Origin of the sequence: Edaphobacter sp. (assembly GCF_035532915.1) — a bacterium.
Lineage (GTDB): Bacteria > Acidobacteriota > Terriglobia > Terriglobales > Acidobacteriaceae > Edaphobacter.
In genome coordinates this window covers 1-24,299 of sequence record NZ_DATKQC010000484.1, presented here as the reverse complement: position 1 = coordinate 24,299, position 24,299 = coordinate 1, and the positions used below count along the sequence as shown (strand labels likewise).

At 59.3% G+C, this 24,299-nt stretch carries 26 protein-coding genes and 1 pseudogene; 15 read left to right on the top strand and 12 right to left on the bottom strand.

What is annotated here, in order from left to right; all coding sequences use genetic code 11:
* Positions 1–43 precede the first annotated feature (43 nt).
* The 10 genes and pseudogenes from VMU57_RS22565 to VMU57_RS22525 all read left to right on the top strand — a co-directional run bounded on the left by VMU57_RS22565 (position 44) and on the right by VMU57_RS22525 (position 6,896).
* Positions 44–1,123: an agmatine deiminase family protein gene (locus tag VMU57_RS22565; RefSeq protein WP_325387558.1), complete on the top strand. Its 1,080-nt coding sequence runs from the start codon at positions 44–46 to the stop codon at positions 1,121–1,123.
* Positions 1,120–1,479 (top strand): hypothetical protein, encoded by a 360-nt coding sequence (locus VMU57_RS22560; RefSeq protein ID WP_325387556.1) that lies wholly within the window; start codon positions 1,120–1,122, stop codon positions 1,477–1,479. Before VMU57_RS22565 ends, VMU57_RS22560 begins: the two co-directional genes overlap by 4 nt.
* A pseudogene (gene tadA, locus VMU57_RS22885) lies at positions 1,476–1,940 on the top strand (tRNA adenosine(34) deaminase TadA); the annotation flags it as partial. The gene VMU57_RS22560 and the pseudogene tadA, both read left to right, overlap by 4 nt.
* Before the next feature lie 27 nt (positions 1,941–1,967).
* Positions 1,968–2,333, top strand: coding sequence for a DUF3175 domain-containing protein (locus VMU57_RS22880; RefSeq protein ID WP_349255574.1), 366 nt, complete (start codon positions 1,968–1,970; stop codon positions 2,331–2,333).
* A gap of 28 nt (positions 2,334–2,361) precedes the next feature.
* The gene (locus VMU57_RS22550; protein ID WP_325387552.1) at positions 2,362–3,132 is read left to right on the top strand and encodes a glucose 1-dehydrogenase; all 771 of its coding nucleotides are present in this window, start codon (positions 2,362–2,364) and stop codon (positions 3,130–3,132) included.
* A gap of 44 nt (positions 3,133–3,176) precedes the next feature.
* Positions 3,177–3,434, top strand: a complete 258-nt coding sequence (locus VMU57_RS22545) for a glutaredoxin family protein (protein WP_325387550.1) — start codon at positions 3,177–3,179, stop codon at positions 3,432–3,434.
* 36 nt (positions 3,435–3,470) lie between these two features.
* Positions 3,471–4,775: an adenylosuccinate lyase gene (gene purB, locus VMU57_RS22540; RefSeq protein WP_325387548.1), complete on the top strand. Its 1,305-nt coding sequence runs from the start codon at positions 3,471–3,473 to the stop codon at positions 4,773–4,775.
* On the top strand, positions 4,776–5,678 hold the full coding sequence (locus tag VMU57_RS22535; protein ID WP_325387546.1) for a polysaccharide deacetylase family protein: 903 nt from the start codon (positions 4,776–4,778) through the stop codon (positions 5,676–5,678). It begins immediately after the preceding gene.
* A 12-nt stretch (positions 5,679–5,690) separates the two neighbouring features.
* Complete coding sequence (locus VMU57_RS22530) at positions 5,691–6,281, top strand: YkgJ family cysteine cluster protein (RefSeq protein WP_325387572.1); 591 nt, start codon at positions 5,691–5,693, stop codon at positions 6,279–6,281.
* Positions 6,282–6,296: 15 nt separating this feature from the next.
* Positions 6,297–6,896: a UbiX family flavin prenyltransferase gene (locus VMU57_RS22525; protein WP_325387545.1), complete on the top strand. Its 600-nt coding sequence runs from the start codon at positions 6,297–6,299 to the stop codon at positions 6,894–6,896.
* 7 nt (positions 6,897–6,903) lie between these two features.
* Here the strand turns inward: VMU57_RS22525 and VMU57_RS22520 are convergent, their stop codons facing one another.
* The 3 genes from VMU57_RS22520 to VMU57_RS22510 form a co-directional block, all read right to left on the bottom strand.
* Complete coding sequence (locus VMU57_RS22520) at positions 6,904–7,863, bottom strand: alpha/beta fold hydrolase (protein ID WP_325387543.1); 960 nt, start codon at positions 7,861–7,863, stop codon at positions 6,904–6,906.
* 23 nt (positions 7,864–7,886) lie between these two features.
* Entirely contained in the window at positions 7,887–8,534 is a 648-nt protein-coding gene (locus VMU57_RS22515) for a nitroreductase family protein (RefSeq protein ID WP_325387570.1), read from the bottom strand.
* A gap of 145 nt (positions 8,535–8,679) precedes the next feature.
* The gene (locus VMU57_RS22510) at positions 8,680–9,690 is read right to left on the bottom strand and encodes a hypothetical protein (protein WP_325387542.1); all 1,011 of its coding nucleotides are present in this window, start codon (positions 9,688–9,690) and stop codon (positions 8,680–8,682) included.
* A gap of 215 nt (positions 9,691–9,905) precedes the next feature.
* Here VMU57_RS22510 and VMU57_RS22505 point away from each other — a divergent pair, with 215 nt between their 5' ends.
* The gene (locus VMU57_RS22505) at positions 9,906–10,454 is read left to right on the top strand and encodes a hypothetical protein (protein ID WP_325387541.1); all 549 of its coding nucleotides are present in this window, start codon (positions 9,906–9,908) and stop codon (positions 10,452–10,454) included.
* Between the two features lie 41 nt (positions 10,455–10,495).
* On the opposite strand, the gene VMU57_RS22500 is transcribed toward VMU57_RS22505, so the two are convergent.
* Positions 10,496–10,666 carry a hypothetical protein gene (locus VMU57_RS22500; RefSeq protein WP_325387539.1) on the bottom strand — a complete coding sequence of 57 codons (171 nt, stop codon included), beginning with the start codon at positions 10,664–10,666 and terminating at the stop codon, positions 10,496–10,498.
* Positions 10,667–10,890: 224 nt separating this feature from the next.
* On the opposite strand from VMU57_RS22500, the gene uvrA reads away from it, so the two are divergent.
* Genes uvrA through pyrE form a run of 3 tightly spaced genes read left to right on the top strand, consistent with a single transcriptional unit; the run spans position 10,891 to position 15,556 of the window.
* Positions 10,891–13,920, top strand: a complete 3,030-nt coding sequence (uvrA, locus tag VMU57_RS22495; RefSeq protein WP_325387538.1) for an excinuclease ABC subunit UvrA — start codon at positions 10,891–10,893, stop codon at positions 13,918–13,920.
* Positions 13,917–14,873, top strand: coding sequence for a CPBP family intramembrane glutamic endopeptidase (locus VMU57_RS22490; protein WP_325387536.1), 957 nt, complete (start codon positions 13,917–13,919; stop codon positions 14,871–14,873). Before uvrA ends, VMU57_RS22490 begins: the two co-directional genes overlap by 4 nt.
* A gap of 32 nt (positions 14,874–14,905) precedes the next feature.
* Positions 14,906–15,556 carry an orotate phosphoribosyltransferase gene (gene pyrE, locus VMU57_RS22485; protein ID WP_325387534.1) on the top strand — a complete coding sequence of 217 codons (651 nt, stop codon included), beginning with the start codon at positions 14,906–14,908 and terminating at the stop codon, positions 15,554–15,556.
* Here the strand turns inward: pyrE and VMU57_RS22480 are convergent.
* The 6 genes from VMU57_RS22480 to lnt all read right to left on the bottom strand — a co-directional run bounded on the left by VMU57_RS22480 (position 15,553) and on the right by lnt (position 22,452).
* Positions 15,553–17,637 carry a protein-disulfide reductase DsbD family protein gene (locus VMU57_RS22480; protein WP_325387532.1) on the bottom strand — a complete coding sequence of 695 codons (2,085 nt, stop codon included), beginning with the start codon at positions 17,635–17,637 and terminating at the stop codon, positions 15,553–15,555. The genes pyrE and VMU57_RS22480 overlap by 4 nt on opposite strands.
* Positions 17,638–17,771: 134 nt before the next feature.
* Complete coding sequence (locus tag VMU57_RS22475; RefSeq protein WP_325387530.1) at positions 17,772–18,179, bottom strand: CoA-binding protein; 408 nt, start codon at positions 18,177–18,179, stop codon at positions 17,772–17,774.
* 10 nt (positions 18,180–18,189) lie between these two features.
* Complete coding sequence (locus VMU57_RS22470) at positions 18,190–18,708, bottom strand: DinB family protein (RefSeq protein ID WP_325387528.1); 519 nt, start codon at positions 18,706–18,708, stop codon at positions 18,190–18,192.
* Between the two features lie 62 nt (positions 18,709–18,770).
* Positions 18,771–19,505, bottom strand: coding sequence for a class I SAM-dependent methyltransferase (locus VMU57_RS22465; RefSeq protein WP_325387526.1), 735 nt, complete (start codon positions 19,503–19,505; stop codon positions 18,771–18,773).
* A gap of 142 nt (positions 19,506–19,647) precedes the next feature.
* Positions 19,648–20,779 (bottom strand): peptide chain release factor 2 gene (gene prfB, locus VMU57_RS22460; RefSeq protein ID WP_325387524.1). Its coding sequence is split into 2 segments (ribosomal slippage): positions 19,648–20,709 and positions 20,711–20,779, totalling 1,131 coding nucleotides; the frame shifts between segments, so codons are not numbered across the junction.
* Between the two features lie 11 nt (positions 20,780–20,790).
* The gene (gene lnt, locus VMU57_RS22455) at positions 20,791–22,452 is read right to left on the bottom strand and encodes an apolipoprotein N-acyltransferase (RefSeq protein WP_325387522.1); all 1,662 of its coding nucleotides are present in this window, start codon (positions 22,450–22,452) and stop codon (positions 20,791–20,793) included.
* Between the two features lie 223 nt (positions 22,453–22,675).
* Here lnt and VMU57_RS22450 point away from each other — a divergent pair, with 223 nt between their 5' ends.
* Positions 22,676–22,942, top strand: a complete 267-nt coding sequence (locus tag VMU57_RS22450) for a hypothetical protein (protein ID WP_325387520.1) — start codon at positions 22,676–22,678, stop codon at positions 22,940–22,942.
* Between the two features lie 68 nt (positions 22,943–23,010).
* Here VMU57_RS22450 and VMU57_RS22445 read toward each other — a convergent pair whose 3' ends face one another.
* Positions 23,011–23,646 (bottom strand): class I SAM-dependent methyltransferase, encoded by a 636-nt coding sequence (locus VMU57_RS22445; RefSeq protein ID WP_325387518.1) that lies wholly within the window; start codon positions 23,644–23,646, stop codon positions 23,011–23,013.
* A gap of 19 nt (positions 23,647–23,665) precedes the next feature.
* Entirely contained in the window at positions 23,666–24,082 is a 417-nt protein-coding gene (locus tag VMU57_RS22440) for a polymer-forming cytoskeletal protein (protein WP_325387516.1), read from the bottom strand.
* Positions 24,083–24,299 lie beyond the last annotated feature (217 nt).

The following is a 24,299-nucleotide window of genomic DNA, read 5'->3' as shown; positions in this document are numbered from 1 at the left end:
TGTGGGGGAGTATAAAAACGCAGCAAAGAACAGGTACACCAGAATGACGACACCAAGCGACCAGAACTACCGCATGCCCGCCGAGTGGGCTCCCCACGCCGCCACCTGGATCGCCTGGCCGCATAACGCCGAAGACTGGCCGGGAAAATTTCAGCCCATTCCCTGGGTCTACGCCGAGATCGCCCGTCATCTCTCCTGCTGCGAGGACGTCCACATCCTCGTCAACGACCTCGCCGCCGAGCGTCGCGCCACCGGTCTGCTCCAGCGCGCCGGAGCCAACATGGCCCGTCTCCACTTCCATCACTGGCCCACCGACCGCGTCTGGCTCCGCGACTCCGGTCCCATCTTTGTAAAGAATCCCAAAGGCGAACTAGCAATCACCAACTGGAGGTTCAACGCCTGGGCCAAGTACGACAACTGGCGCCGCGACGACCAGATTCCGCAACACGTTGCCAAACACTATGACATGCCGCAGTTCAAGCCCGAAATCACCGCACCGAACGGCAAGCCTCACCGACTCGTCCTCGAAGGCGGAAGCATCGACACCAACGGAGCAGGAATCCTCCTCACCACCGAAGAATGCCTCCTCTCTGAGATTCAGCAGCGCAATCCCGGTCTCGGCGACGAAGAGTCCACCCGCAAGCATCTGGAACAGGCCTTCCACGACTACCTCGGCATCGAAAAGACCATCTGGCTCCATCGCGGCTGCGCCGGAGACGACACTCACGGCCACGTAGACGACATCACCCGCTTCGTAGGCGAGAACAAGATCCTCACCGCCGTCGAACCCAACACTCACGACGAAAACCATCTCCCGCTGGCCGAAAACCTCGACCGCCTCCGCAACGCCCGCAACCTCAGCAACAAGCCCTTCGAGATCGTCGAACTCCCGATGCCCTCGCCCGTAGTCTTCGAAGGTCAGCGTCTTCCAGCCAGCTACGCCAACTTCTACATCGCCAACAATCTCGTCCTGGTTCCTACCTTCAACGACGCCAATGACCGCCACGCGCTCAACACCATCGCCTCCTGCTTCCCCGACCGCAACATCGTAGGCATCCACGCCGTCGATCTCGTCTGGGGCCTCGGCACACTGCACTGCCTCTCTCAACAGGAGCCTGCATGAACTCCCCAAGAAACGAGCGACGCGAAGAGCAACACCCCATCAAAGAACTCGTTAAAGAAGTGGAATTTAAGCAGCGCAATACAACATGGCCAGATGCCATGGTCAATGCGAAAGGCGTTGACGAACTGCTTTGGAAGGGGTCCCGACGTATTACAAAGGTTCAGCGAGTTGGCGTTGCACTCCTCGGTCTGGCTTTTGTCTTGTGCGGCGTTTTATTTATTGGAGATTTCGGCTCTCAGAGCAATAGTCGATGGCTGCCTATCTTATTCGGAATAGGATGCATATTGGTCGGCTGCAAATTCCTTTGGAATAGCATCCGCAAGGACGACGCTCCGAAAGCTAAAACGCGAAAATGAATACCGACCTAGACTACCTACGCGAAGCCATCGCCGAAGCCCAGGCAGCCGAAGCCGCTGGCGAAGTTCCCGTGGGTGCAATCGTGGTTCACAAAGGAAAGATCATCGGTCGAGGCCAGAACCGCGTCCTCCGCGACAGCGATCCCACAGCCCACGCCGAGGTCGTCGCTCTCCGCGAAGCAGGCCGCGCACAGGCCAACTATCGCCTCGAACACTGCACCCTCTACGTGACGCTCGAACCCTGCGCCATGTGTGCCGGAGCGATTCTCCACGCCCGCGTCAATCGTCTCGTCTACGCTGCGCTCGATCCCAAGGCTGGAGCGTGCGGCTCTGTGCTCGCTGTCATGAATCACCCGCAGCTTAACCACCGCGTCGAGGTTCAGCCCGGGCTGCTCGCCGACGAGTGCGGCAGCCTGCTAACCAACTTTTTTCGCCAGCGCCGTCTAACCAAGGCCGCCGCCCGCATCCTACCAAGCGGGGAGGCAGCGATGACGACAAAAAAGAAATGGTCCGCGAAAGTCGACACGGATTCCACCCATCCCGATGAGGGACTGTTCAACCAGAGCGCACCCGCTATCGCCAGGGCGTTGGCGTCGAAGAAGGTCTCGCCCAAAGGGCCGGCCTCCGGTATGAGGATGTTGAACTTCTATATCAACCGCGCAGGCAAAAACCTCTCCAAGGAAAGGCACGCCGAACTGGAGAAGGCGAAGGACAGGCTTTCCGCAATCATCGCAAAGCAAAAAGCGGAAATCGCAAAAGATAAGCCGGGGAAACCGCATACATCCGCTAAATCTGCTACAAAAAAAGCAGCAAGGAAAACTGCCGCTAAAAAATCCAGCACGAAATCGAAGTAGACATTCAGAAGGATCGAGGAAAGAAATCATGTCAGGTCGTCTCGCAGGAAAAGTCGCTGTCATCAGCGGAGCAGGTTCAGGCATTGGGCAGGCCATCGCCATTCGTTTCGCCAGCGAAGGAGCAAGCGTCGTCATCAACGACATCAAGCCCGAAGGCGCGAATGAGACCAAGGCCAAGGCCGAAGCAGCAGGTGGAAAGGCCATCACCGTTCTGGGCGACGTCACCAAGACCGCCGACACGCACAACCTGATCGAAGAGGCCTACAAGCAACTCGGCCGCTGCGATATCCTCGTCAACAACGCAGGTATCGAGATCGGCGCGGACTTCTGGGACGTGACCGAGAAGGACTACGACGCTGTTCTCAACGTCAACCTGCGCGGCGCCTTCTTCCTCACCCAGGCCTTTGTCCGCCGCCTGCGCGATGCCAAGCAGCCCGGCCGCGTCATCAACCTCAGCTCCGTACACGAAGACATGGTCTTCCCGCACTTTGCCTCGTATTGCGCGGCCAAGGGCGGCATGCGCATGTTGATGCGCAACCTCGCCGTCGAGCTTGGCCCGCTGGGCATCACGGTCAACAACATCGCGCCCGGCGCCGTCATTACGCCGATGAACGCCAGCCTGCTCAACAACAAGCCCCAGCTTGATGCGCTTCTGGCCAACATCCCCCTGGGACGCCTGGGTACGGTCGACGATGTATCCGGAGTAGCTTTGTTTCTCGCCTCCGAAGACGGGGCGTATGTGACTGGTTCCACCTACTTCACCGACGGCGGCTTGATCCGCAACTATCACGAGCAATAAGCGGCAAAAGGCCTCGCGCAGCGCGGAAAAGGTAGAATAAAGCCATGGATCTGACCGTATATTCGGCCTCATGGTGCCGCGACTGCCGCGAGGCCAAGCGCTTTCTCGCTAAGCACAATATTCCTTTCACTGAGATCGATATCGAAGAGACCCCCGGCGCCGCTGAGGAGGTCCTGGCCAACGTCGGCAAACGGGCCATTCCGCAGTTTGTGCTGGACGGCAAATGGGTCCAGCCCTACCGCCCTGGCCGCGGCTTCCTCCACGATGAGATGGCGGAGTTGTTCGGCGTTAGCAATTCGTAATCTTCTCCAAAAGTACAAATAATACCAAGGAATTTTATGATCGCCCGCTACACACGCCCCGCGATGGGCAAAATCTGGTCTGACGAAAACAAGTACCGTTGCTGGCTTACCGTTGAAGCCGCCGCTTCACAGGCCCTCGCCAAGTTCGGCCTCGTGCCGCAGGACGCCGCCGACACCATCCGCGACAAGGGCAACTTCACCGTGGCCCGCATCGACGAGATCGAGGCCGAGGTCCGTCACGACGTCATCGCCTTCACCACCACCGTCGCCGAGCACATCAACAATCCCGAGCACTCGCGCTGGCTGCACTACGGCCTCACCTCCACCGACGTCGTCGACACCGCGCAGGCGCTACAGCTCAAGGAAGCCTCCGCGATCATCCACACCGGCATTGTCGCTCTGCTCGACGTGCTCAAGCGCCGCGCGGTCGAGTTCAAGCACACGCCTATCATCGGCCGCACCCACGGCGTCCACGCTGAACCTTCCACCTTCGGGCTCAAACTTCTCCTTTGGTACGCCGAGGTCCAGCGCAACCTCGTTCGCTTCGATACCGCCGCCGAAGATCTCCGCGTCGGCAAGCTCTCCGGAGCCGTCGGCACGTTTGGCCACCTCAAGCCAGAGCACGAGGAGGCCATCTGCGCAGCCCTTGACCTCAAACCGGTTGCCATCGCAACGCAGGTAGTCCAGCGCGATCTTCACGCCGCCTATGTCGCCATGCTCGCCGTGCTCGCCAGCACGCTCGACAAGATCGCCACCGAGGTCCGCCACCTGCAACGCACCGAGGTCCGCGAAGCCGAGGAATTTTTCTCCGAGAAGCAGAAGGGCTCAAGCGCGATGCCGCACAAGCGCAACCCCATCGTCTCCGAGCAGATCTCGGGGCTCGCACGCGTCGTGCGCTCCAACGCGCAGACGGCATTTGAAAACGTAGCGCTGTGGCATGAGCGCGACATCTCGCACTCCTCCGCCGAGCGCGTCATCCTGCCCGACTCCACCATCCTGATCGACTATCTGCTGGCCAAGACGACGAACCTCATCGACAAGCTGCTCGTCTATCCGGCACGTATGTTGAAGAACCTTGAGTCCACCGGCGGCCTCATCTTCTCGGGCCAGCTCCTGCTCGACCTCGCCGAATCTGGCATGAGCCGCGAAGACGCCTACCGCCTCGTCCAGGGTCACGCCATGAACTCATGGAAGAACGACCTCATCTTCCGCGACGAAGTGGCTAAGGTCCCAGAGATTACGGCGCGGCTCTCGCCTGAAAAACTGGCTCGTGCCTTCGACTACAACCGCCAGTTGGCCAATGTAGATGCAATCTTCGAACGCGTTCTGGCGAAGAGTTAGATGAAAAGGATTTGCTTCGTCCTCTTCTGTCTTTTATGTGTCAGCACCACGCTTGCTCAATCTCCATCAGTCGCTCTTACTTTCGACGACCTGCCTGCAGCCGGGACAAGTGACACCACTGAGATTAGGGCAATCAATCTTGCGATTCTCAATTCTTTAGATCGCCATCATGCTCCCGCCACGGCCTTTGTCATCGGCCAGAATGCCCATCTCACTTCAGAGTCATGGCCAATGCTGGAGGAGTGGAAGCACCGCGGCTACACGTTAGGCAATCACACGTGGTCTCATCCTAATTTTGCCGATCTAACCATCGTTCAGGAGGAAGATGACATTCTCAAAGGAGAGCGCGCAATCGCTCCTTTGCTTGCCCCAGGTATCAAATTTCTCCGTTTTCCTTATAACGGAACGGGAGACACTTCTGAAAAGCATGACGCGATCCTGAGTTTCCTTAAAGCCCATCACTATCAAATTGCAACCTGCACCATCGACAACGAAGACTATGTATTTGCCGCCGTTTACAACAAGATGCTAGCGAGACACGATGCAGATGCAGCCGCACGTCTTCGTGCGGCTTACCTCGACTACACGGCAACTGAAATCGACTACTACACTCATCTGCATAAGCAGATCTTCGGCCGTGAAATTCCGCATGTCATGTTGCTCCATGCCTCGCGTCTCAATGCGGATATGATCAATCAGGTCCTCGCGCTCTTCACGGTTCGCGGATACCAATTCGTGACGCTTACGCAAGCTCAATCCGATCCGGGGTATGCAACTCCTGATACGTATGCCACTAAATACGGCCCAATGTGGGGTTATCGCTGGGCAAAAGAACTTGGTATCAGCCTCAAAAATAACCACGAAACGGAACCTCCGACGTGGATTTCCGAGTATGGCAAATAGGATTTTAAAGACCTGATACCTCTGGTCCAAATCGTAGACGCAGCCGTCGCCGACGCCTACCGTCGCGGCGGGCCACATCTCGTCTGCAAACGCGGATGCTCCCAATGCTGCGTCGGCGTTTTTCCCATCGCTCACGAAGACGCGGCGCGACTACGCGAAGGCCTTGAAGCACTCGCCCAATCCGATCCAGAAAAAGCGGCGCGCGTTCGCAAACGAGTCGCCGACTCACTCACACGCCTCGATCCCTGGTTTCCCGGTGACCTACATAGCGGCATCCTCAACGAAGACCACGAGGCCTCCATTCTCTTCGAAGAGTTCGCCAACGATGAGCCTTGCCCTGTGCTCGACCTTGAACACGGCACCTGCGACCTCTACGAGCATCGCCCCGTCCTCTGCCGCACGTTTGGGCCACCGATGCGAACGGTAGAAGATAACCTCGCCACCTGCGAGCTTTGCTTCATTACCGCCAGCACCGAAGAGATCACCGCCTGCGAGCTCGACCCAACCATTCCCGCGCAGGAAGAGGCCAGCAACGAAGCCTTCAACGCCGCGCATGGTCTCCACGGCCAAACCCTCATCGCCTACGCTCTCCGCGACGCATAGGCGATAATCAAGATAGTGCCCGAAGCCCGCAACATCACGCTAGCCGTTACCGGAGCCAGCGGCTCCATCTATGCCGCCGAGATTCTTCGCGCGCTCGCCACCGATGATCGCGTGGCCAAGGTCAACTTCGTCGTCTCCGACAGCGCCCTACGCGTCTTCGCCGAAGAGTTGCAGATCAGCGGACGCAATGGGCTCGTCGAAAAACTCCTTGGCGCGGCTAACCCCAAGGTCCAGCAACATCCCGAGAGCGACATCGGCGCCAACATCGCCAGCGGAAGCTATCCCACTGATGCGATGGTCATTCTTCCCTGCTCAATGGGCACGCTTGCCGCCATCGCCAACGGCCTTGCCTCGAACCTTATTCAACGTGCTGCCGACGTCTGTCTCAAGGAACACCGCCCTCTGCTGCTGTGCGTCCGCGAGACTCCGCTCAACCGCATCCACCTGCGCAACATGCAGCTCGCATCGGATGCCGGAGCGGTCATCTTCCCGGTGATTCCCACGCTCTACAACCATCCGCAGGACACGACCGAGATGGCCCGCCAGTTCGTCAACCGGGTGCTGGCGCACATCGATCTGCCTCAGCCCGGCGCGTATCAGTGGCAGCCCGACTGACGTTGCTCTAGTGTTCTGCGGGGAAGGTCTTTTCTCCACCCTGCATCGGCGGATTGGCGCGCAGAAAATCTACCGTACTCCGCACCACCGGCTTTGCGCAGGTCGCCGGAGCAAGGTGCCCGCAGCCCTCCATCACGTTCAGCACCGAGTTGGGGATGTCCTGATGGATCGTTTGCCCGGCAGACAGCGGAATCAGCTTGTCCTGCGCTCCCCAGACGATCAGCGTGGGCGGCTGCATATTATTCAGCCGAAAGTCGAGCAGATCGCGTCCATTGGTCATCGACGCCATGCCGCGGCGAATGACCCACGCATTGCGTTGCAGCTTGCGTAAGGCGGCCTTGGCCACGAAGGTTGGCATGGGGGTGGGATTTGGCGTCAACATCGCCAGCAGCTTCCGTACTCCCGCAACGTCGTCTGGGGTAAACAGCTCCGGCCCAAAGGTGGCTGGGAAATAGACGCCCGCGCTGTCGTAGATCACCAGGCGGTTCACCAACTGCGGATGCTCAAGGGCCAGTTTCATGGCGATCCAGCCGCCCATTGACCAGCCACCCACGTCGACGCGTGTCAGGTGAACGGTCTGCATAAACTGCACGATCGCAGCCTCTTCCATGGAGATGGAGTAGCTGACGTCGGGACGTCCCGACCGGCCGTATCCCGGAAGATCGGGCGCGTAGACATGAAAGCCCCTAGCCGCGAGCGCCGGAATCATCGGTGCCCAGTCCTCGCTGCGCGCGCCCAAACCATGAATTAGCAGGAGAGGAGTTCCTTCCCCACCGCCCGAAGGACGCACCTCGAAGTAGTGCATCCTGTACGGGCCTGCCTGAACGTATTCGCTGTGCACACCGGCACGCCACAAGTCGAAGCGAAGCGTCTGGTCTGCTAACTGAAGCGGAAAAAAATATACGACTGCTGCCGCAACCACACACAGCAGCAATAAAAGAACGACAATCCGAAGTCCGCGCCGCATCGTCCTGTCGCTCTCCCCAGCTCTTATTTCAACGGCTTGCCAAACTCTTCTCCGAATACCGTGTGTGCCATGTCGAAGCGGCCGCCATAGAACTTGTCGTCGCCCTTCAGGTGTCCCACGCCAAGCAGAGCGACTACCCAGTAGCTCAAGGGGAGGCGCAACACCTCGTGTACCTTGTCCTGCTCGAAGCCTTCCATCGGGGCGGTGTCGTAGCCCATGACCTCGGCCATCAGCATCATGTGGGTGAAGGAGATCATCACCATCTTGTTGAGCCAGCCATGCATCTGGTCGCTGCTGAAGCCGGAGAGGTAGTTGGTGACGCTGCTGCGGGCCTGTGCTGCATAGCTCTCCGGCATGCCGCCTTCACGGCCCTGTTGCAGCATCAGGTCAATGTCTTTTCTCCATCCGTCGGCGTCGCCACAGGCCACGATGACGGCGGAGGCCTCCTCGACCTTGCCCTGGTTGTAACTGGCGGCCCGCAGGCGCTTTTTCTGCTCCGGCGCCTGCACCACCACAAAGCGCCACGGTTGCATGTTATATCCGCTGGGAGCATGAAGCCCGGCGTCGAGAATCTGCTGCAGATCTTCCGGCGGAATCGGCTCGCCATCGAAGCTGGGCGTCGCCCGCCTGCCCTCGATCGCTTCGCTCAATGTCTTTTTAATCTCTGCCATCATTACTCTTTTCTGTTTCTATCTACTTATAGTGTGATGCGAATTTCAGCCTGCCAAGCCAGGCCCGGGACAATCAAATCATTCTGCCAAAACGACTTCCAAGATAGCACTTCTCTGTAAAACCATCATAAGATTCAGCGGAAGCTCAATGAATCTCTCCCATCGACTCCTCGGTTGCATAGGGATTCTGGCCGGTAGTCTCGGCGAAGATCCAGACCCCATGAAACGCCTTGCGCAGTTCGGGATAGGCCGCCAACAAGGCGCTTGCAGCGTCTGCATTGCGCTTCTTCGCTACGGCCGGATCGGTAGCCGCATCCACCTGCAGATGAGCGAGCACATCGATCTTCGGCGCGCCCAGAGAGTCGTCCACGCCTAGCCCGATGAATCGATACTCCGTTCCGTCCGCTCCTTTAACTATCAGGGGAGCTGTTGGGCTGACCCCATCCGACAACGCAGGCGGCGCCGCCGCTGCCTGCTCGCTCTTCAACTTTTCCAGATGGCTGCTCTGCACAAAGCCTGTCGGCTGCAGCAGGGCCTGCGCCTGCTGGTAGTAGAGCCATGCATTCCAATGCTCCTTGCGCGTGGCCATCGCTCGCGCCTGCGTCCAGTACCAGAGGCCATCGTGACCGGCAGCCGTAAGCGCCTTGGGATAGAAGCCCGCCATCGCCCATCGTCCCTGATCCTGCCGAAGCAGGAAGGAGAGCTGCCAGGGGGACGAGCTCTCAACGTTCACCATCACGAATCCATATCGCCCGGGCAGCAACCCTGGAATGAGAAAATCTACCTCGGTCACTGACTTATTGAGCGAACAGAAAAACTGCGCGTCGGGAGCCGAGCCGTCTGCATTTTTCTTGAGTTGGGTGCCATCGAGCAGGTAGACCTGCTCCACCTCAATCGCTCCGCCCTTCAGCTTAGCCGCGGTCGCGCTCACCACGTCCCCGATGCCGCTGAAGTCTTTCGCATACTCGGCCACAGTTGCCGACTGGAGGCCCTTTACGTTGTCGGCCTGCACCTCGGTGGCAAGACTGCGCGCCGTCGTGGCGAGTGCATCGCGGTCAGCCGGCGTCATTTGCGATTGCGTAGTGCATACCTCGGCAGATGCCAGTCCGGAGAGCAGCATTCCCGCCACCAGCAACGCAATCTTAAATCTCATCATGATGTCCACCATGCAGTCTCGCAACGTTCTAACAGCAGCCCCACGAGGCGTCGAATTACTTTGACAGTCTAGTACAACCAGCCCACCGGACATCTAGCCCGCACCACAACCTCGTCGCCACGCGATAGACTTGTTGCCAGCAGCGTCCGGGCAGCAGTGACCTCCGCCGCCTCGGCACGTCCTATAAACCGATGCAGCCTCTCGCGAAAATTCGATTGATTCTGGCCTGTACCTTCGCCTTCGCGACGCTGCTCCCTGCGCAGACCGCGCCGCCGCCACAGCAGCCTGCGCACGTCACCTATGCCAACGGGCAGCTCACCGTCGCGGCCAGCAACTCCAGCCTCAACCAGATTCTTCGCGACATCGCCCGCGAGACGGGAATGAAGATCACCGGCGGCGTGAACGACGAGCGCGTCTTTGGCCAGTACGGTCCCGATGTTCCCTCCAAAGTGCTGGGCGAATTGCTTGACGGCACCGGCAGCAATATCCTGCTGGTGCACGCCACCGCGGCCACTCCCGCAGAGCTCGTCCTGACCCCGCGCCTCGGCGGCGTGACCCCACCTAACCCCAATGCCTACCACGATGATCCGCCGCCCCCACGGCCGCAGTACCCCATCGAGCCAGAGCCGCCGGCGAATCCGCGGGGCGCCCCAGCAAATGCCGAGCCGCCGCAGTCTCCTAACGACGTGAAGACGCCGCAACAGATTTACGAGCAGCTTGAGCGGATGCGCCAACAGCAACAGCAGCGATCGAACCCGCAATAAAGATTGATTGGGATTTCCTACAGATGGGACAGCCCAGAAATTCAGCCCTGGACGACCCCAACGGGCGCTACAGCGCGGGCCGACTTCACCGCGACCTGCCGCGCATGGATGCGGAAGATGTTGAACATCGCGATACAAACGCCATAAGCTGCCAGAACGCCAGTCGCCAGGGAAGCCAGCACCGCGCAGATCAACATAATCGACGAATACACAAAATACTCCTGATTCAAACCCCGACCGCGGGCCAAGACACGCCACAGCGATCGTTCAACAAAACCATTGTTACAAATCTGGCGGCAATTACAATAACCCGGAAACAACCCCTGTTGCTGTTTCGGATACATCTTTCCCATTTCGGGTTGCCACCGGCCCAGCCCCCGCCTCGACCGCAAATGCCGTATCCTAGAGACTTGGCCCACCACGGCCACAATCATCCATGGGTATCACGCACATCACAGTCCGCGGAGCGCGCCAGCACAACCTGCGCAACGTCAACGTCAGTATTCCGCGCAATACGCTTACCGTCGTCACCGGACTCTCCGGCTCGGGCAAATCCTCCCTTGCCTTCGATACGATCTACGCCGAAGGCCAGCGCCGCTATGTAGAGACCTTATCGGCCTATGCCCGGCAATTCTTAGACCAGATGGAGCGCCCTGACGTCGACGCCATTGACGGCCTTTCCCCTGCAATCTCCATCGAGCAGAAGACCACCAGCCGCAGCCCCCGTTCCACCGTCGGCACCATTACCGAGATCTACGACTATCTGCGGCTTCTCTACGCCAGCGTCGGCCAGCCGCACTGCCCCAACTGCCATCGGCCCATCACGCGCCAGTCGGCGGAGCAGATCGTCGAACGCATCGCCGCGCTCTCTCCGGGCGAGCGCATTACTGTCTATGCTCCCATCGTTCGTGGGCGCAAGGGCGAGTTCCGCGAAGAATTAGAAGGCCTCGACCAACAGGGCTTCCGCGCCCGCATCGACGGCGAGATGATTGAGCTTACCGAGGGAATGCGCCTCGAAAAGCGCAAGAACCACACCATCGAAGCCGTGGTCGACCGCATCATCCTCAAACACCTTCCGGGCGAGACAAAATTCGATACCCGCCGCCTCGAAACCAGCGTTCTTAAAGCTCTGCAAATGGCTCAGGGCCTGGTCCTCATCGGCATTCAAGGCATGGACGAGACCCTGTACTCCTCCTCCATGGCCTGCCCCGACTGCGGCATCAACGTGCCCCGTCTGGAGCCGCGCAGCTTCTCCTTCAACTCGAACTATGGGGCATGCCCCGAGTGCCACGGCCTCGGCAGCATCTACGACTTCGATCCCGCCAAGACCATCACCGACTGGTCCAAGCCTCTGCTCGATGGCGCGATGGGCCCCGGCAGCGGCTCCGCGTATCTTCTTCGCCTCATCAAGCTCGCCGCCGAAAAATACAAGGTAAACCTCAAACAGCCCTTCGAGGACCTGACGGCGGAGCAGCAGAATCTTTTTCTCTATGGGCCGCCAAAAGCCGAAGCCAGCCGCACCGGCTTCCACGGCATCTTCGACTACCTTCGCCGCAACCTCGAAGACACCAAATCCGAGGGCTACCGCGAGTACATGATGCAGTACATGTCCGCGACACTGTGCCCGCGCTGCCACGGCAAGCGGCTCCGTCCCGAATCGCTGGCGGTGACTATCAACGGCGCCTCCATCGCCGACTTTACCGGGCTGTCGCTGGAACGCGCCCTCGACCACGCTCGCAAGATGCACTTTACCGGGCGCGACCGCATCATCGCCGACCGGTTGCAGCGCGAGATCATCGAGCGTCTCGAATTCCTCAACGCCGTCGGCCTCAGCTATCTCGCGCTCGACCGCAGCGCCGCCACCCTCTCCGGCGGCGAAGGCCAGCGCATCCGCCTCGCCACGCAGATCGGCTCCAGACTGCGCGGCGTGCTCTACGTCCTTGACGAGCCTTCGATCGGCCTGCACCAGCGCGACAACCAGCGATTGATCGATGCGCTCGAAAACCTGCGCAACCTGGGCAACACCGTCCTCGTCGTCGAGCACGACGAAGACACCATTCGCAAGGCCGACTATGTGCTCGACCTTGGCCCGGGTGCAGGCAAAAACGGCGGCTACCTCATCGCCGACGGCACCCCGCAGCAGATCATGGACAACCCGGCGTCCATTACCGGGCAGTATCTAGCCGGAAAGATTGAGATCTTAGCTCGCAAAGAGCCACGCGCGCTCACCGGCAACTGGATCACGGTAGAAAACGCCCACTCCCACAACCTGCAAAACGTCACCGCCCACTTTCCTCTGGGTGTTATGACGGTCATTACCGGGGTCAGCGGCTCGGGAAAATCGACCCTCGTCAACGACATCCTCTACAGGTCGCTGGCAAAAAATCTGTACGGAAGCCGTGAAGAGCCGGGGCAGCACGGCCGCGTCGTCGGCATCGACCAACTCGACAAGGTCATCCAGATTGACCAGTCTCCCATCGGCCGCACACCACGCTCGAACCCCGCGACCTATACCGGAGTCTTCACCGCGATGCGCGACCTCTTCGCCATGCTGCCCGAGTCGCGCGAGCGCGGCTACAAGCCCGGCCGCTTCAGCTTCAACGTGCAGGGCGGACGCTGCGAAGCCTGCCAGGGTGAAGGCCAGCGCCGTATCGAGATGAATTTCCTGCCCGACGTCTACGTCCTCTGCGAGGTATGTAACGGTCGTCGTTACAACCAGGAAACGCTCTCGGTCAAATTCAACGGCTACAGCATCGCCGACCTGCTCGACCTGCCCATCGAGGATGCGCTCCCCATCCTCAAGGACATTCCTGCCGTCAACGTAAAGCTGCAAACGCTGGTCGATGTCGGCCTGGGCTACATCCATCTGGGCCAGTCCGCCACCACGCTCTCGGGCGGCGAGGCCCAGCGCATGAAGCTCGCAAGAGAACTCAGCAAACGTCAGACCGGACGCACGCTTTATCTGCTCGACGAGCCCACCACTGGGCTGCACTTCGACGATGTGCGCAAGCTGCTCGAAGTTCTGCATCGCCTGACTGATCTAGGCAACACCGTCATGATCATCGAGCACAATCTCGACATCATCCGCAACGCCGATTACATCCTCGATCTTGGTCCTGAAGGCGGCGAGGGCGGTGGCCGCATCATCGCCCATGGCACGCCCGAACAGGTCGCCACGGTCAGCGACTCGCATACCGGCAACTTCCTCGCCCGCCACTACAAGCTCTCGCCGCAAGCCCTGGCCAGCCGCAACGGGACCAGCCACGCCGGGCCGCAGCCGCTCAATATCATTGCCGCTGCCGACCGCAAAAAGGATGCGCGCGGCAAATTCATCGTGCCGCCGAAGAAAACCGGAGTACCCTCACCAGGTGCGGCAAAGCCGGAGCCAAAGGCCGCCTCAAAAGCAAATCCCAAACCGAAGAAGACTACTAAATCCAAACCAGCGAGCCGCGCTAAAAAAGCATGAGCGAACTTCCACCCAACACCACATCGTTCGGCGACACCCCCTCACCTGAGGCCCCCGCCCCCTCTATCCCATCGTTTCGTCCTACCGGCGTCGAAGATCAAACGGCGGTGTTCCTCCCCGACACCCCCAACGCCTCGTCGGACTACACGCCGCGCCGCATCCCCCACCTCGGCCACGCCATTCTCTTCATCTCTTTTGCCGGCCTCGTGCTGCTGATGTCGCAGGCCACCCTGCTGGGCTTCTTCACCCTCCACACGGCACAAAAGCTGGCCGCAGCCACCCAGCAACCCAAGCTGCTCATCGCCGCCATGGCCATCACCTACGTCACGACCCTGCTCGTGTCGTGGTTCTTCTTTCCTCTGCTCTGGCACCGTTCTTTCCCCGAAGGGCTCCAGTGGAACTTCGCCGCCGCGCGTCGCAATGGGCTCAAGCTCATCGGTATCGGCCTGGTGCTCGGCTGGACCGTCCAGGCCATCTCCAGCCTCATCCCCATGCCTAAATCCATCCCCATGGACAGCTTCTTCCACACCTCCTCCGACGTATGGATCGTCACCATTTTCGGCACACTGCTTGCTCCTCTGTTCGAGGAGATCTGCTTCCGCGGCTTTCTTCTGCCCGCCTTCGCCATCGCGTACGACTGGCTCAGCCTGCCCCGCACCCCGGTCGCCCTGCAACGCTGGCAGACCACCACCAACCTCAGCACGGCGGGCCTGCTCTTCTCGGCCATTGCGACCAGTATTCTCTTCGCCATGCTTCACGCCGAGCAACTGGCGCATGCCTGGGGAGCGCTCATCGTACTCTTCTGCGTCTCGCTGGTCCTCACCCTCGTTCGTATCCGCACCCAATCGGTGGCCTGCTCCGCGCTGGTCCACGCCTGCTATAATCTCTCGGTCTTCATCGCCTTGTTTATCGTCACCGGCGGCTATCGACACCTCGACCGCCTCGCAAAATAGACCCGGCCACCCCGGCTACAATTAAAGAGACCATGCCAAACGATCCCCGCACCGACCTGCTCAACCTGATTGCCACCCTCTCCTTCAAGCTGGGCGACTTTACCCTCGCCAGCGGCCAGAAATCGGATTACTACATCGACTGCCGCACCACCACGCTTCACGCCGAGGGCGGACGCCTCTCGGGCCTCGTCCTCTATGACCTGATCCGCGAGCACATTCCGCAGGCAGAGGCAGTCGGCGGCCTGACCATGGGGGCCGATCCTCTGGTCTCGAACACGGCCAGCGCCAGCGCCTGGGCACTCGCCGATTATGCAGAGATAGTCGAGCTCTCGAGCGAACTTGAACTGGAGGCTGGATCGGACCCAGCGCCAAGCCTTATTCAGGGGTTTCTGGTTCGCAAAGCCGAAAAATCTCATGGCACCGGACGACGCATCGAGGGCTTCCTCAAGCCGGGCGCGCAGGTCGTCATCGTCGACGACGTCTGCACCACGGGAGGCAGCACCATCACCGCCATCGAAGCCGCCCGCGAGGCAGGAATGATCGTCGCCGGTGTGCTCTGTCTTGTAGACCGCGAACAGGGAGGCCGCGCCCACATCGAGGCCGCGGCAGCAGGAGCGCCGTTTCTCTCTGTCTTTACCGCTTCAGACGTGCGCGCCGCTCACGTTGCCATTAAAAAGTCCTAGCGAGCATCGCGGCTGATCGCTGCGAGTACAAGGTCCTTGGTCAGAAGCTCCGGCAGAACATCTGCCGGGGCCGTCTGGCTGGACGGATAGATGACATAGGTGGGAACACCGCTCCGGTTGAGCGAGGCCAGTTCCTTCGTTATCTCCGGATCGTACTGCGTCCAATCTGCCTTCAGCAGCGTGAGTTTGTGGTCTGCCAGCTGGCGTTGCACGTCAGCCGAGCGCAGCACCAGCCGCTCGTTGACCTGGCAGCTCAGGCACCAGGCAGCCGTGAAGTCAATAAAGACAGGATGCCCCGCGGCACGGGCCTGATCCAATGCCTGCTGCGAGTAGGGCTGCCAGACCAGCGTAGTGTCTTTCGGGGAATAGAGCGATGTGGTGAGCGCCAACGCTCCAAGGACGACTGCCGCGATGGCTGAGCCCCAGCGTGCAGGCCAGCGGGCCAGCGCCCATCCGGCAATAGCCACCAGCAGGAAACCGACGAGCAGATACGCCATGTGATCGAGCGAACTGGCCGGGCTGTAGAGCCGTCCGAAGAGCCACGCCAGCCAGATGGCCGTGAGAAAGAGCGGAACGGCCGTAAGCTGCTTCAGCGTCTCCATCCACTGGCCGGGCCGGGGCAGGATGCGCGTCCAGGCGGGCTGGAAGCTGAGAAGGAGATAGGGCGTCGCGAGTCCAAACCCCAGCGCGGTGAAGACGGCGAAGGTTATTCCCGCCGGTTGGGCAAGCGCGAAGCCTATGGCCGCTCCCATCAGCGGAGCGGTGCACGGCGTAGCCACGATTGTAGCCAGCACCCCGGTAAAGAAGCTGCCGGCAAAGCCCTGCTTCTGAGCCAGCTCTCCGCCGACGCTGGTGAGTGAAAGCCCAAGCTCGAACTGTCCGGCAAGCGAAAGCGCGAAGAAGAAGAGGCCGAGCGAGAGTACAGCGATGAAGGTCGGGGACTGAAGCTGGAAGCCCCATCCTGCTTGCGCTCCACTTGCTCTAAGCCCTAGCAGGACGGCCACAATGATCCAGAACGAGACAAGGATGCCGAGCGTGTAGACGAGGCCATGGCTACGCAGACGGCTGCGTTCTTCGCCCGACGACTGCACCAGAGCGAGGCCCTTGAGGAAAAGTACCGGGAAGACGCAGGGCATCAGGTTGAGGATGATGCCGCCGAGGAAAGCGAGGCCAATCGCGGTGATGGTGGTGATGCCGCTGGCGCTCGATGCAGGTTTGCTTCCGGCTGCAGGAGCGACTTCGCCCGGGGTGATCGCTGCGGTGAGATCGTAAGCCGTGGTGGGGCTTAGCTTTATCAGGCCGTGGAGCTGGGCCGGGAGCATGGTGAGGTCGGGAGCGCGTTGGATGCGGAGGCGGACTCCGTTGGGAAGAGGCTCAACGGTTTGTGGAGCGGCATTGACGATCTGGTCCTGATCAAAGGGATAAAACTCGGCGGTGGTCTCCCTGTGGCCGGTGATGAGGGTTAGGACAAAGTCAGATCTGCCGCCCATGACGGTGAGCTTTGTACCCGCTGGAGGGGGCTGGGCAAGGAGTTGAATGGCCTCGGCGAGCTGGCCTGCAGGTTGAGATGGAGCGGCCCCGGGAGCAGCAGTCAGGTTGAGGCCGAGATGGGCTTTGCCGGGGATACAGACTCGGGCGCAGACAAGCCAGCTCACCTTGGCGTCGAGGTGGATGGTTCCTGACTTCAGCGACTTTGTCGTGGTGAACAGGATAGGAAAGGTGACGGAGTTTTCGTAGCCAAAGTCCATTAGCGGCTCGTTGGGGAGACGCTGGGGGATGGGAAACTGCAATGCTCCGGCGGTAACTCCGGCTGGCAGGGTCCAGGTAATCTTTGGGGGTTCGCCGGCATCCCCTGCGTTGAGCCAGTAGACGTGCCAGTGCGGGTCAAGCGTGAAGGCGAGGCCAGCCTGCAGGGTTCCACCGGGGGCGATGGTTTGCGAGGCGGAGACGAGCTGTACCGTCAGATGCTGAGACTTTGCGGGGCCGGGACCGCCGTCGCCTGCTACCGGAAGCTGCGCATGGGCGGTCGGGAGGAGAAAGAGAAGACAGACCGCGGCGAGCAGGGAGTAGCGAATATTCATTTGATTTAATTGTAGGACGCAAGCTGGAATGCAAGGGTTACAAGATTTTTGCAGCACAGACCCCATCGGGGGCTGTCAGTGATGCTGATTAGACGCCTGCCGGAGCAGATTTATCTCAAAAAAGATAGGTGTATCTAGCGGGCAATCCGGCGGTGCTCGACCATGATGCAGCGGTCCATGACGACGTGGATGCCGCCCGCTTCGGCTTTGGCGGCGGCTTCGAGGTTGACGATGCCAGATTGGATCCAGAGATTGGAGAGGCCGAGCTGAAGCATCTCGTCGACGATAGCGGGAATATATCTGGGCAGGCGGAAGACATTCACGATATCGGACTTAATCGGCAGCGCGGCGAGAGTCGGATAGCAGGTTTCGCCGAGGACTGTATCCGCAACGGGATTGACGGGCAGGATGCGGTATCCGTGCTGCTGCATGTAGGCAGGGACGTAGTGGCTGGGCTTGCCGGAATCGGGCGAGAGTCCTATGACGGCGATGGTGGCTGGCTGGGTGAGCAAGGCGTGGATGAGGTCCGGTTCGTTCATCATGCTCTCTTTCTTATTTATGCCAGATGCCCAGCAGGCGGCGCAGGACGATGAGTTCGCCGATGTGGTAAGCGGCGTGATCAGCGATCAGCAGAGCTTCGCGCAGAAGGTTCTGGCCGTTACCCCAACGGAAGGGCTTGAAGAGATCGGCTTCGGGTTTCAGGATCATTGCCTCGAAGTGCTCGCGGTCTTTGCGAATGGCATCGATAGCGCGGTCCCATGCATGTGCGGAGGGTGGCTCGTCCGCTTTTGGCCAATAAGCCTCGGGCCACTCGAGAGGCTGGTAGCCGCCGGTAGGAGGAGCGCTGAAGTCGAGGATGTCGCGCTGGGCGATGCGCAGATGCTCGATAAGCTGCCAGGCAGAGTAGGGCAGGTTGTCGGGCACCTTACCGCGCAGTTCTGCCGGGAAGTCCTTCACCGCGTCGTCGAAGGTGGCATGTGCCTGTCCGCCCTGGAGGAGCTCGGAGAGTTGCTTACGCAGAGGTTCGTGCGGATCATTCGCGGTGTTTGGCTTGGCTGTGGATTTGGTCATAGAGTCTGCTCCTCTGCGTGCTTCCCTTTGGATGCTTCTGGTTGGACGGGCGAATCACGAGATTATTTTCGGGCCACAACGATCGCGAGCGGAGGAAACGTACGCAGCCAATCTGGAGGCTGACGATCTACGCCGAACCCGGCGAGTTGGAGTTGCTTGGCGTACTCAAGCGTGAGCTTGTAGTCGGAGAGAATGACTATGCCGTCGGGCTTCAGGACACGAATGATCTCCGCCAGCGCCTTGTTACGTGTGGCGCGATCGTAGATGTTGTGCAGGCAAAGATTCGAGACGATAACATCGAAGGCGTCATCGGGAAAAGGCATCTGTTGCGCGGCTTCGCTGACAAGGGTGCAGCGCGCGGCAACACCCTCAAGCTCAAGGTTGTGCTGGGTGGCGATGACGGAGTTGCTGCTGAGGTCTCCCTTATTCCAGATATCGATACCGGTGGCGTGTCCCGTGGTGAGATGGCGGGCCGCACCTACGAGTAACAAGCCGCGGCCAGTTCCGACATCGAGCACCTGCTCGTCGCCGCGCCACGCGTGCAGGGCAAGCATACGGTCGCGATGGAGGAACTTTCCGTGAAGGCTGTAGAGCAGCATAAGGAGCCCGGGAACCAGCAGAAATATGGCAGGCCAAAGCAGCGAGCCGCCCAGGAAAATCGAGACATTTCCGATGTGGAAGGCATGTGGGCCGAAGAGTGCCAGAAGAAGACAGATGGCGGCGATGACGAGCAGGTTGCGGATGACGCCGGGAGCGTCGATGCCGTAGTTGGGTCTGTCACTCGAAGATCTGGACACGTCCCGCTCCTCCTATGCTTCTTGGCTTTCCATCGTAAGGCAAAGAGGCGGCGAGATGAGAAGAAATTCTGAGGTGATTTACTCCCATCCATCGAGAACGGTGGCTGCGATGGATGGGTGATAACAACAAATTCAGAGAGGTCTAGATATCGTCGTCTTCTGTAACTTCGGCTGGAAAGTTGCCCTCGCGCCTCATCCGCAGGTAGCCCCGAATGAAGGGCTCAAGGTCCCCGTCGAGAACCTTGTCGACATCTCCAACTTCGACGCGGGTACGTAAATCCTTGGCCATGCGATAGGGCTGAAGAACGTAGCTGCGAATCTGCGAGCCGAACTTGATATCGAGCTTGGAGTCTTCGAGCTTTCTGCTGACCGCTTTTTTCTTGTCGAGCTCGTACTCGTAGAGCCGCGAGCGGAGCAGCTTCATCGCTCTCTCCTTGTTTTTGTGCTGCGAGCGCTCGTTCTGGCAGCCCGCGACAAGACCGGTAGGAAGGTGGGTAATGCGGACGGCGGAGTCCGTGGTATTGACATGCTGGCCGCCCTTGCCTCCGGAACGATAGGTGTCGATGCGGAGGTCGTCAGGCTTGATGTCGATGACGATGGTGTCGTCGATCTCAGGCGAGACGAAGACGCTGGCGAAGCTGGTGTGGCGGCGTTTGGCTGAGTCGAATGGCGAGATGCGAACCAGCCGATGAACTCCCGTCTCTCCGCTCAACAATCCAAAGGCGAAGTCGCCGGAGATGGTGAAGGTGGCTGACTTGATGCCGGCTTCGTCGCCGTCCTGCACTTCGTTGATCTCGACCTTGAAGTTCTGACGCTCGCCCCAGCGGAGATACATGCGCATGAGCATCTCGGCCCAGTCCTGCGACTCCGTGCCGCCTGCGCCTGGGTGCACGACGACGATGGCGTTGAGGGCGTCGGTCTCACCGGAGAGCATGGTCTTCGATTCGAGCTTGTCGGCAAAGTCGATCAGCGCAGGAATCTCCCTGGCGAGATCGGGCTCGGTATTCTCACCCTCTTTGGCGAGTTCAAAGTAGGCCTCGATGTCGTCGGAGCGACGCGCCAGTTCGCCGTCATCAGCGAGCAGGGTTTCGAGACGCTTGCGTTCGCGCATGAGCGGCTGCGAACGTGCGGCGTCGGCCCATATGGTGGGGTCGGCAGTCTTTTCTTCGATGATGGCTAGTTCACGGCGCAGACGGGCCGAGTCAAAGATACTCCCGCAGATCGCGGACTTTGTCGCGAACTGGGTTATAGGTGAATTCTAAGTCGCTCAGCATATAGGTTAAGTTTAGTTGATTTTTCGTTTGAAGCTATAAGCGAAGGCCAACGCAGTGATAAGAGCACAGAGGTAGGCAAACAGATCGCCATGGGCGGTATAGAAGGTAATGTCGTGTTCGTAGCTGAAACCGGCGTGCAGTGCGGTGCGGATATGGCGCGGCACGGAGGCTGTCACTCGGCCATAGGGATCGATGACGGCGGTGACACCCGTGTTGGTCGAGCGGAGAACCCAGCGATGGTTTTCGATGGCGCGCATTCGGACCATGTTAAGGTGCTGCCAGGGCGCGCTGGTATCGCCGTACCAGCCGTCGTCGGAGATATTGACGAGAACATCGGCGCCTTTGAGGACGAATAGGCGGACCTCGTCCGCGAAGGTGGACTCGTAGCAGATGAAGGTTCCGTAATGGTGGCCATCGTAGGCAAAGACGGTTCGGTGAGTTCCTGCCGACAAATCTCCTGCTTCGGCGAGTAGATTGCCAGCGAAGAAGAGGAAGGATTTGAAGGGGACATACTCGCCGAAGGGAACGAGGTGCATCTTGTCGTAGCGGCCCGCGAAGACGCCATCAGGAGTAAGAAACGAAGCGGAGTTGAAACGATCGAATTGCTTCGAGGCAGTCGGGTCCGCGCTTTGGCTAACGCCTAAGTCATCGACAATGATGGGCGCATTGGCTGCGCGAGCGAGCGATGACATACCAAGGCGGAAGCGGGGGTCGTCCTCTGCGAAGGGTGCGGGAGCTTCGGGCCATACGATGAGGTTCGCTGGCGTAGACGGCAACGCCTCCTGCACAGATTGAAGCGGAGTTGCGAAGGCGATGCAGGTCGTAGAAGGAAGCTCGGGGATTCCATTGCAGCGATTGCGCGGAGGATGGAGGCTAAGTTGCGAAAATGAATCGATAAGTTGCTCGACCGATGGCTCGGGGCCGATTCTCTCTGCACCGACTGCGAGGTTCTCTTGTAGCAACGTAGCTCGGGCAGTTGTCTCAGAGTAGGTGGGTGGGTGAAAGCGATGCAGCGCCAAGACGTAAATCAGGATGATCGCTACACCGGCGACAGTAAGCGCTGGGCGCGTGAATCGGCGCCCTCGAACACGGATGCGAATGAGCCAGAGAACGTTGACTGCCACGATGACAAAGGACAGACCGTAGGCCCCAGCAATTGGTGCGAGACGAGTGAGTAAGGAGTTATCTACCTGTGCGATTCCTAGCTGGTCCCAGGGAAAACCAGTGATGCGTGCACGGGCTAATTCAACCGCGACCCACGCGAACGGTACTAGAAAGAGCGCTGCCTGGCGACCGAAACGACGGCGAAAGACAGTAACAAGCGTTGCAAACAGTGCGTGATAGAGTCCGAGATAGAAACAGAAGAGAACAAGAATACCTGCGGCGACAGGCTTGGCAAGCCCACCGTAGAGATACATGGTCTGGTAGATCCAATAGCAGTTACCGAGATACCAGATGAAGCCACAAAGATAGCCGAGGACCGCTCCCTGACGGAGTTTGAGCGGGGTGCCTGCGTTGTTGTTCGCGATGAGCGCCCATAGAAGCGGAAGAAGCGCGACCCAGCAAAAAGCAGTTCGCCACAGTGGCATTGGGCCGGCGATAGGAAAGGGCAACACCTGAAGGATGCCGGAAAGCAAGGCCATCAGCCAGAGTCGCAGTGGAATTTGTCGCATCGCTGATGAAGTCTAGCATCCCAGCTAGATAGAATGCTGAATCAGAAGGTCCATGCTATCAAGTTGGATTCAGGGACAACCTATGGAGGTGAAAAGATGCTCGCAACTGTTTGCAACCGGTTAGCTAGTTCTGTATCGTCAAAGGTGGCATTCTATACATTCGAGTTATAGCTACCACTGGACAAAGTGATTGGATCGAATCGATGCCTACAGGAGGTAACAAGTGGAAGTAAGTCGAATTATCGCTGAGATTGATGCACAGATTTCAAAATTGCAGCAGGCTCGCGCGCTGCTCGCCGGAACGACCGAGCTCGCGACGAAGGGTCCGGGCCGTCCCAGGGGCCGCAAGGCTGCGGTCAAAGCTGCAGCGCCTGCACCGAAGAAGGCAACGGTGCGCAAGCGTAAGCTGAGCCCCGAAGGCCGCAAGCGCATCGCCGACGCCATGAAGAAACGCTGGGCAGAGCGTCGCAAGCAGAACCCTAAGGGGTAATGACCAGAGTTTTATAGAAAAGCGCAGCCACTGTCATCACAGTGGCTGCGCTTTTTGTGGATTCGTCTTTAGCGAGTGATGATGACTTCACGCAGACTGTCTTTCGCGAGAAAGAATCGGAAGTTACTAAATCCACTCAGCATATTCTCGATCTTTCGATTGCTGTAGACGTTGAGTAACGGATAGTTTCCCGCGCGCTGCATCTCGATGACGTCAGTCTCCGTCAGGTGGTAACGATTGAAAGACGCCTCCGCGTCAGGTGCCGCGTGGAAGAACGCCAGCATAAGGCCGCCTGGCTGCAACACCTCGTGGATACGAACAAATACAGGCGCGAGCAGAGGCTCGGGCAGGTAATCGGCCGTATCCCAGAGAATGACAACATCGAACATACGTCCGGAAAAATTGAGATTGGATTTAAGAAATCCTTCCACATCGAAGCCTGCGGGCTTGTCCCCTTCAGCGGGGATAATCCACTCCGGCTTCGCAGCTTCTTCCACCAGATTCGCCATATAGATGCTGTGGCCAAGGCTGGTGATGTAGTTGATGTTTGTGGAGGACGTAGGACCGATATCAAGGACGCGCAGCGATTCCTGTGTGCTCAGGTGCTTAAGCAGCTCCTTCCATCCGCTGGAATGGCGGGGAACTCGGTTGCCGCCAGCCCCCTTTGCGTCGCTTGAGCTTTCGCTGCTGAAGAGATTGCGCATGTGCCCGCTTCCCTTTCTCTTAAGCCTTCGGCTGCAGAACGTGAGTTTCGGGCGAAGCTGCGGCAGAAGCCGAAGCTGTTTCCGGTCCCGAAGCAGATTGACCGGTGCCAGGCTTCAGTTCCACTTTCCCTTTGAGAATGGCGCTCTCTTCAATAGAGAGCCTGCCCGCGACAATGTCTCCCGTGAGCGACGCAGACTGGCGCAGATCGACGCGCCCAGTGGCATGAACGTTTCCGGTAAGTTTGCCAAAGACGACGAGATCGCGCACGGTGACGTCGGCAACGATGCGTGCCTCCGGGCCAATGGTCAAACGGTTTTCAGACAAGGTGATGGTGCCTTCGATGTCGCAGTCCAGATAGAGATCTTCCTGGCCGGAGATATCTCCGCGAACCACGACTGACTTACCGATGACGGTGGAACCTTCTACTGGCTTCATTCGTTTTTGCTCTCCTGATGACGCGGTCTGCTGCAAGTATGTCTTGCCCGAACTATACCCAAGCGCCTGTTATGAGGCAAACCGGGTAAACTTTGCAGGAGCTTTATACGTCTGACTTAGGACAGCCTGGAACGGCCATGGCGGACCAGAAGTAGAACCAGGAGCGGAGTTTGACAAGCGATGCGGTGGACAGTGGTGACAATCTTTCATCTCATGC

Excerpts from the sequence above, each read along its gene's own strand:
- lnt (WP_325387522.1), bottom strand. The coding sequence starts at position 22,452 with ATGCGACAAATTCCACTGCGACTCTGGCTGATGGCCTTGCTTTCCGGC.
- VMU57_RS22515 (WP_325387570.1), bottom strand. The coding sequence starts at position 8,534 with ATGGCAGAGATTAAAAAGACATTGAGCGAAGCGATCGAGGGCAGGCGG.
- pyrE (WP_325387534.1), top strand. The coding sequence starts at position 14,906 with ATGCCAAACGATCCCCGCACCGACCTGCTCAACCTGATTGCCACCCTC.
- VMU57_RS22480 (WP_325387532.1), bottom strand. The coding sequence starts at position 17,637 with ATGAATATTCGCTACTCCCTGCTCGCCGCGGTCTGTCTTCTCTTTCTC.
- VMU57_RS22470 (WP_325387528.1), bottom strand. The coding sequence starts at position 18,708 with ATGACCAAATCCACAGCCAAGCCAAACACCGCGAATGATCCGCACGAA.
- VMU57_RS22535 (WP_325387546.1), top strand. The coding sequence starts at position 4,776 with ATGAAAAGGATTTGCTTCGTCCTCTTCTGTCTTTTATGTGTCAGCACC.
- VMU57_RS22475 (WP_325387530.1), bottom strand. The coding sequence starts at position 18,179 with ATGATGAACGAACCGGACCTCATCCACGCCTTGCTCACCCAGCCAGCC.
- VMU57_RS22560 (WP_325387556.1), top strand. The coding sequence starts at position 1,120 with ATGAACTCCCCAAGAAACGAGCGACGCGAAGAGCAACACCCCATCAAA.
- VMU57_RS22440 (WP_325387516.1), bottom strand. The coding sequence starts at position 24,082 with ATGAAGCCAGTAGAAGGTTCCACCGTCATCGGTAAGTCAGTCGTGGTT.
- uvrA (WP_325387538.1), top strand. The coding sequence starts at position 10,891 with ATGGGTATCACGCACATCACAGTCCGCGGAGCGCGCCAGCACAACCTG.
- VMU57_RS22550 (WP_325387552.1), top strand. The coding sequence starts at position 2,362 with ATGTCAGGTCGTCTCGCAGGAAAAGTCGCTGTCATCAGCGGAGCAGGT.
- purB (WP_325387548.1), top strand. The coding sequence starts at position 3,471 with ATGATCGCCCGCTACACACGCCCCGCGATGGGCAAAATCTGGTCTGAC.
- VMU57_RS22565 (WP_325387558.1), top strand. The coding sequence starts at position 44 with ATGACGACACCAAGCGACCAGAACTACCGCATGCCCGCCGAGTGGGCT.
- VMU57_RS22880 (WP_349255574.1), top strand. The coding sequence starts at position 1,968 with ATGACGACAAAAAAGAAATGGTCCGCGAAAGTCGACACGGATTCCACC.
- VMU57_RS22520 (WP_325387543.1), bottom strand. The coding sequence starts at position 7,863 with ATGCGGCGCGGACTTCGGATTGTCGTTCTTTTATTGCTGCTGTGTGTG.
- VMU57_RS22545 (WP_325387550.1), top strand. The coding sequence starts at position 3,177 with ATGGATCTGACCGTATATTCGGCCTCATGGTGCCGCGACTGCCGCGAG.
- VMU57_RS22510 (WP_325387542.1), bottom strand. The coding sequence starts at position 9,690 with ATGATGAGATTTAAGATTGCGTTGCTGGTGGCGGGAATGCTGCTCTCC.
- VMU57_RS22490 (WP_325387536.1), top strand. The coding sequence starts at position 13,917 with ATGAGCGAACTTCCACCCAACACCACATCGTTCGGCGACACCCCCTCA.
- VMU57_RS22445 (WP_325387518.1), bottom strand. The coding sequence starts at position 23,646 with ATGCGCAATCTCTTCAGCAGCGAAAGCTCAAGCGACGCAAAGGGGGCT.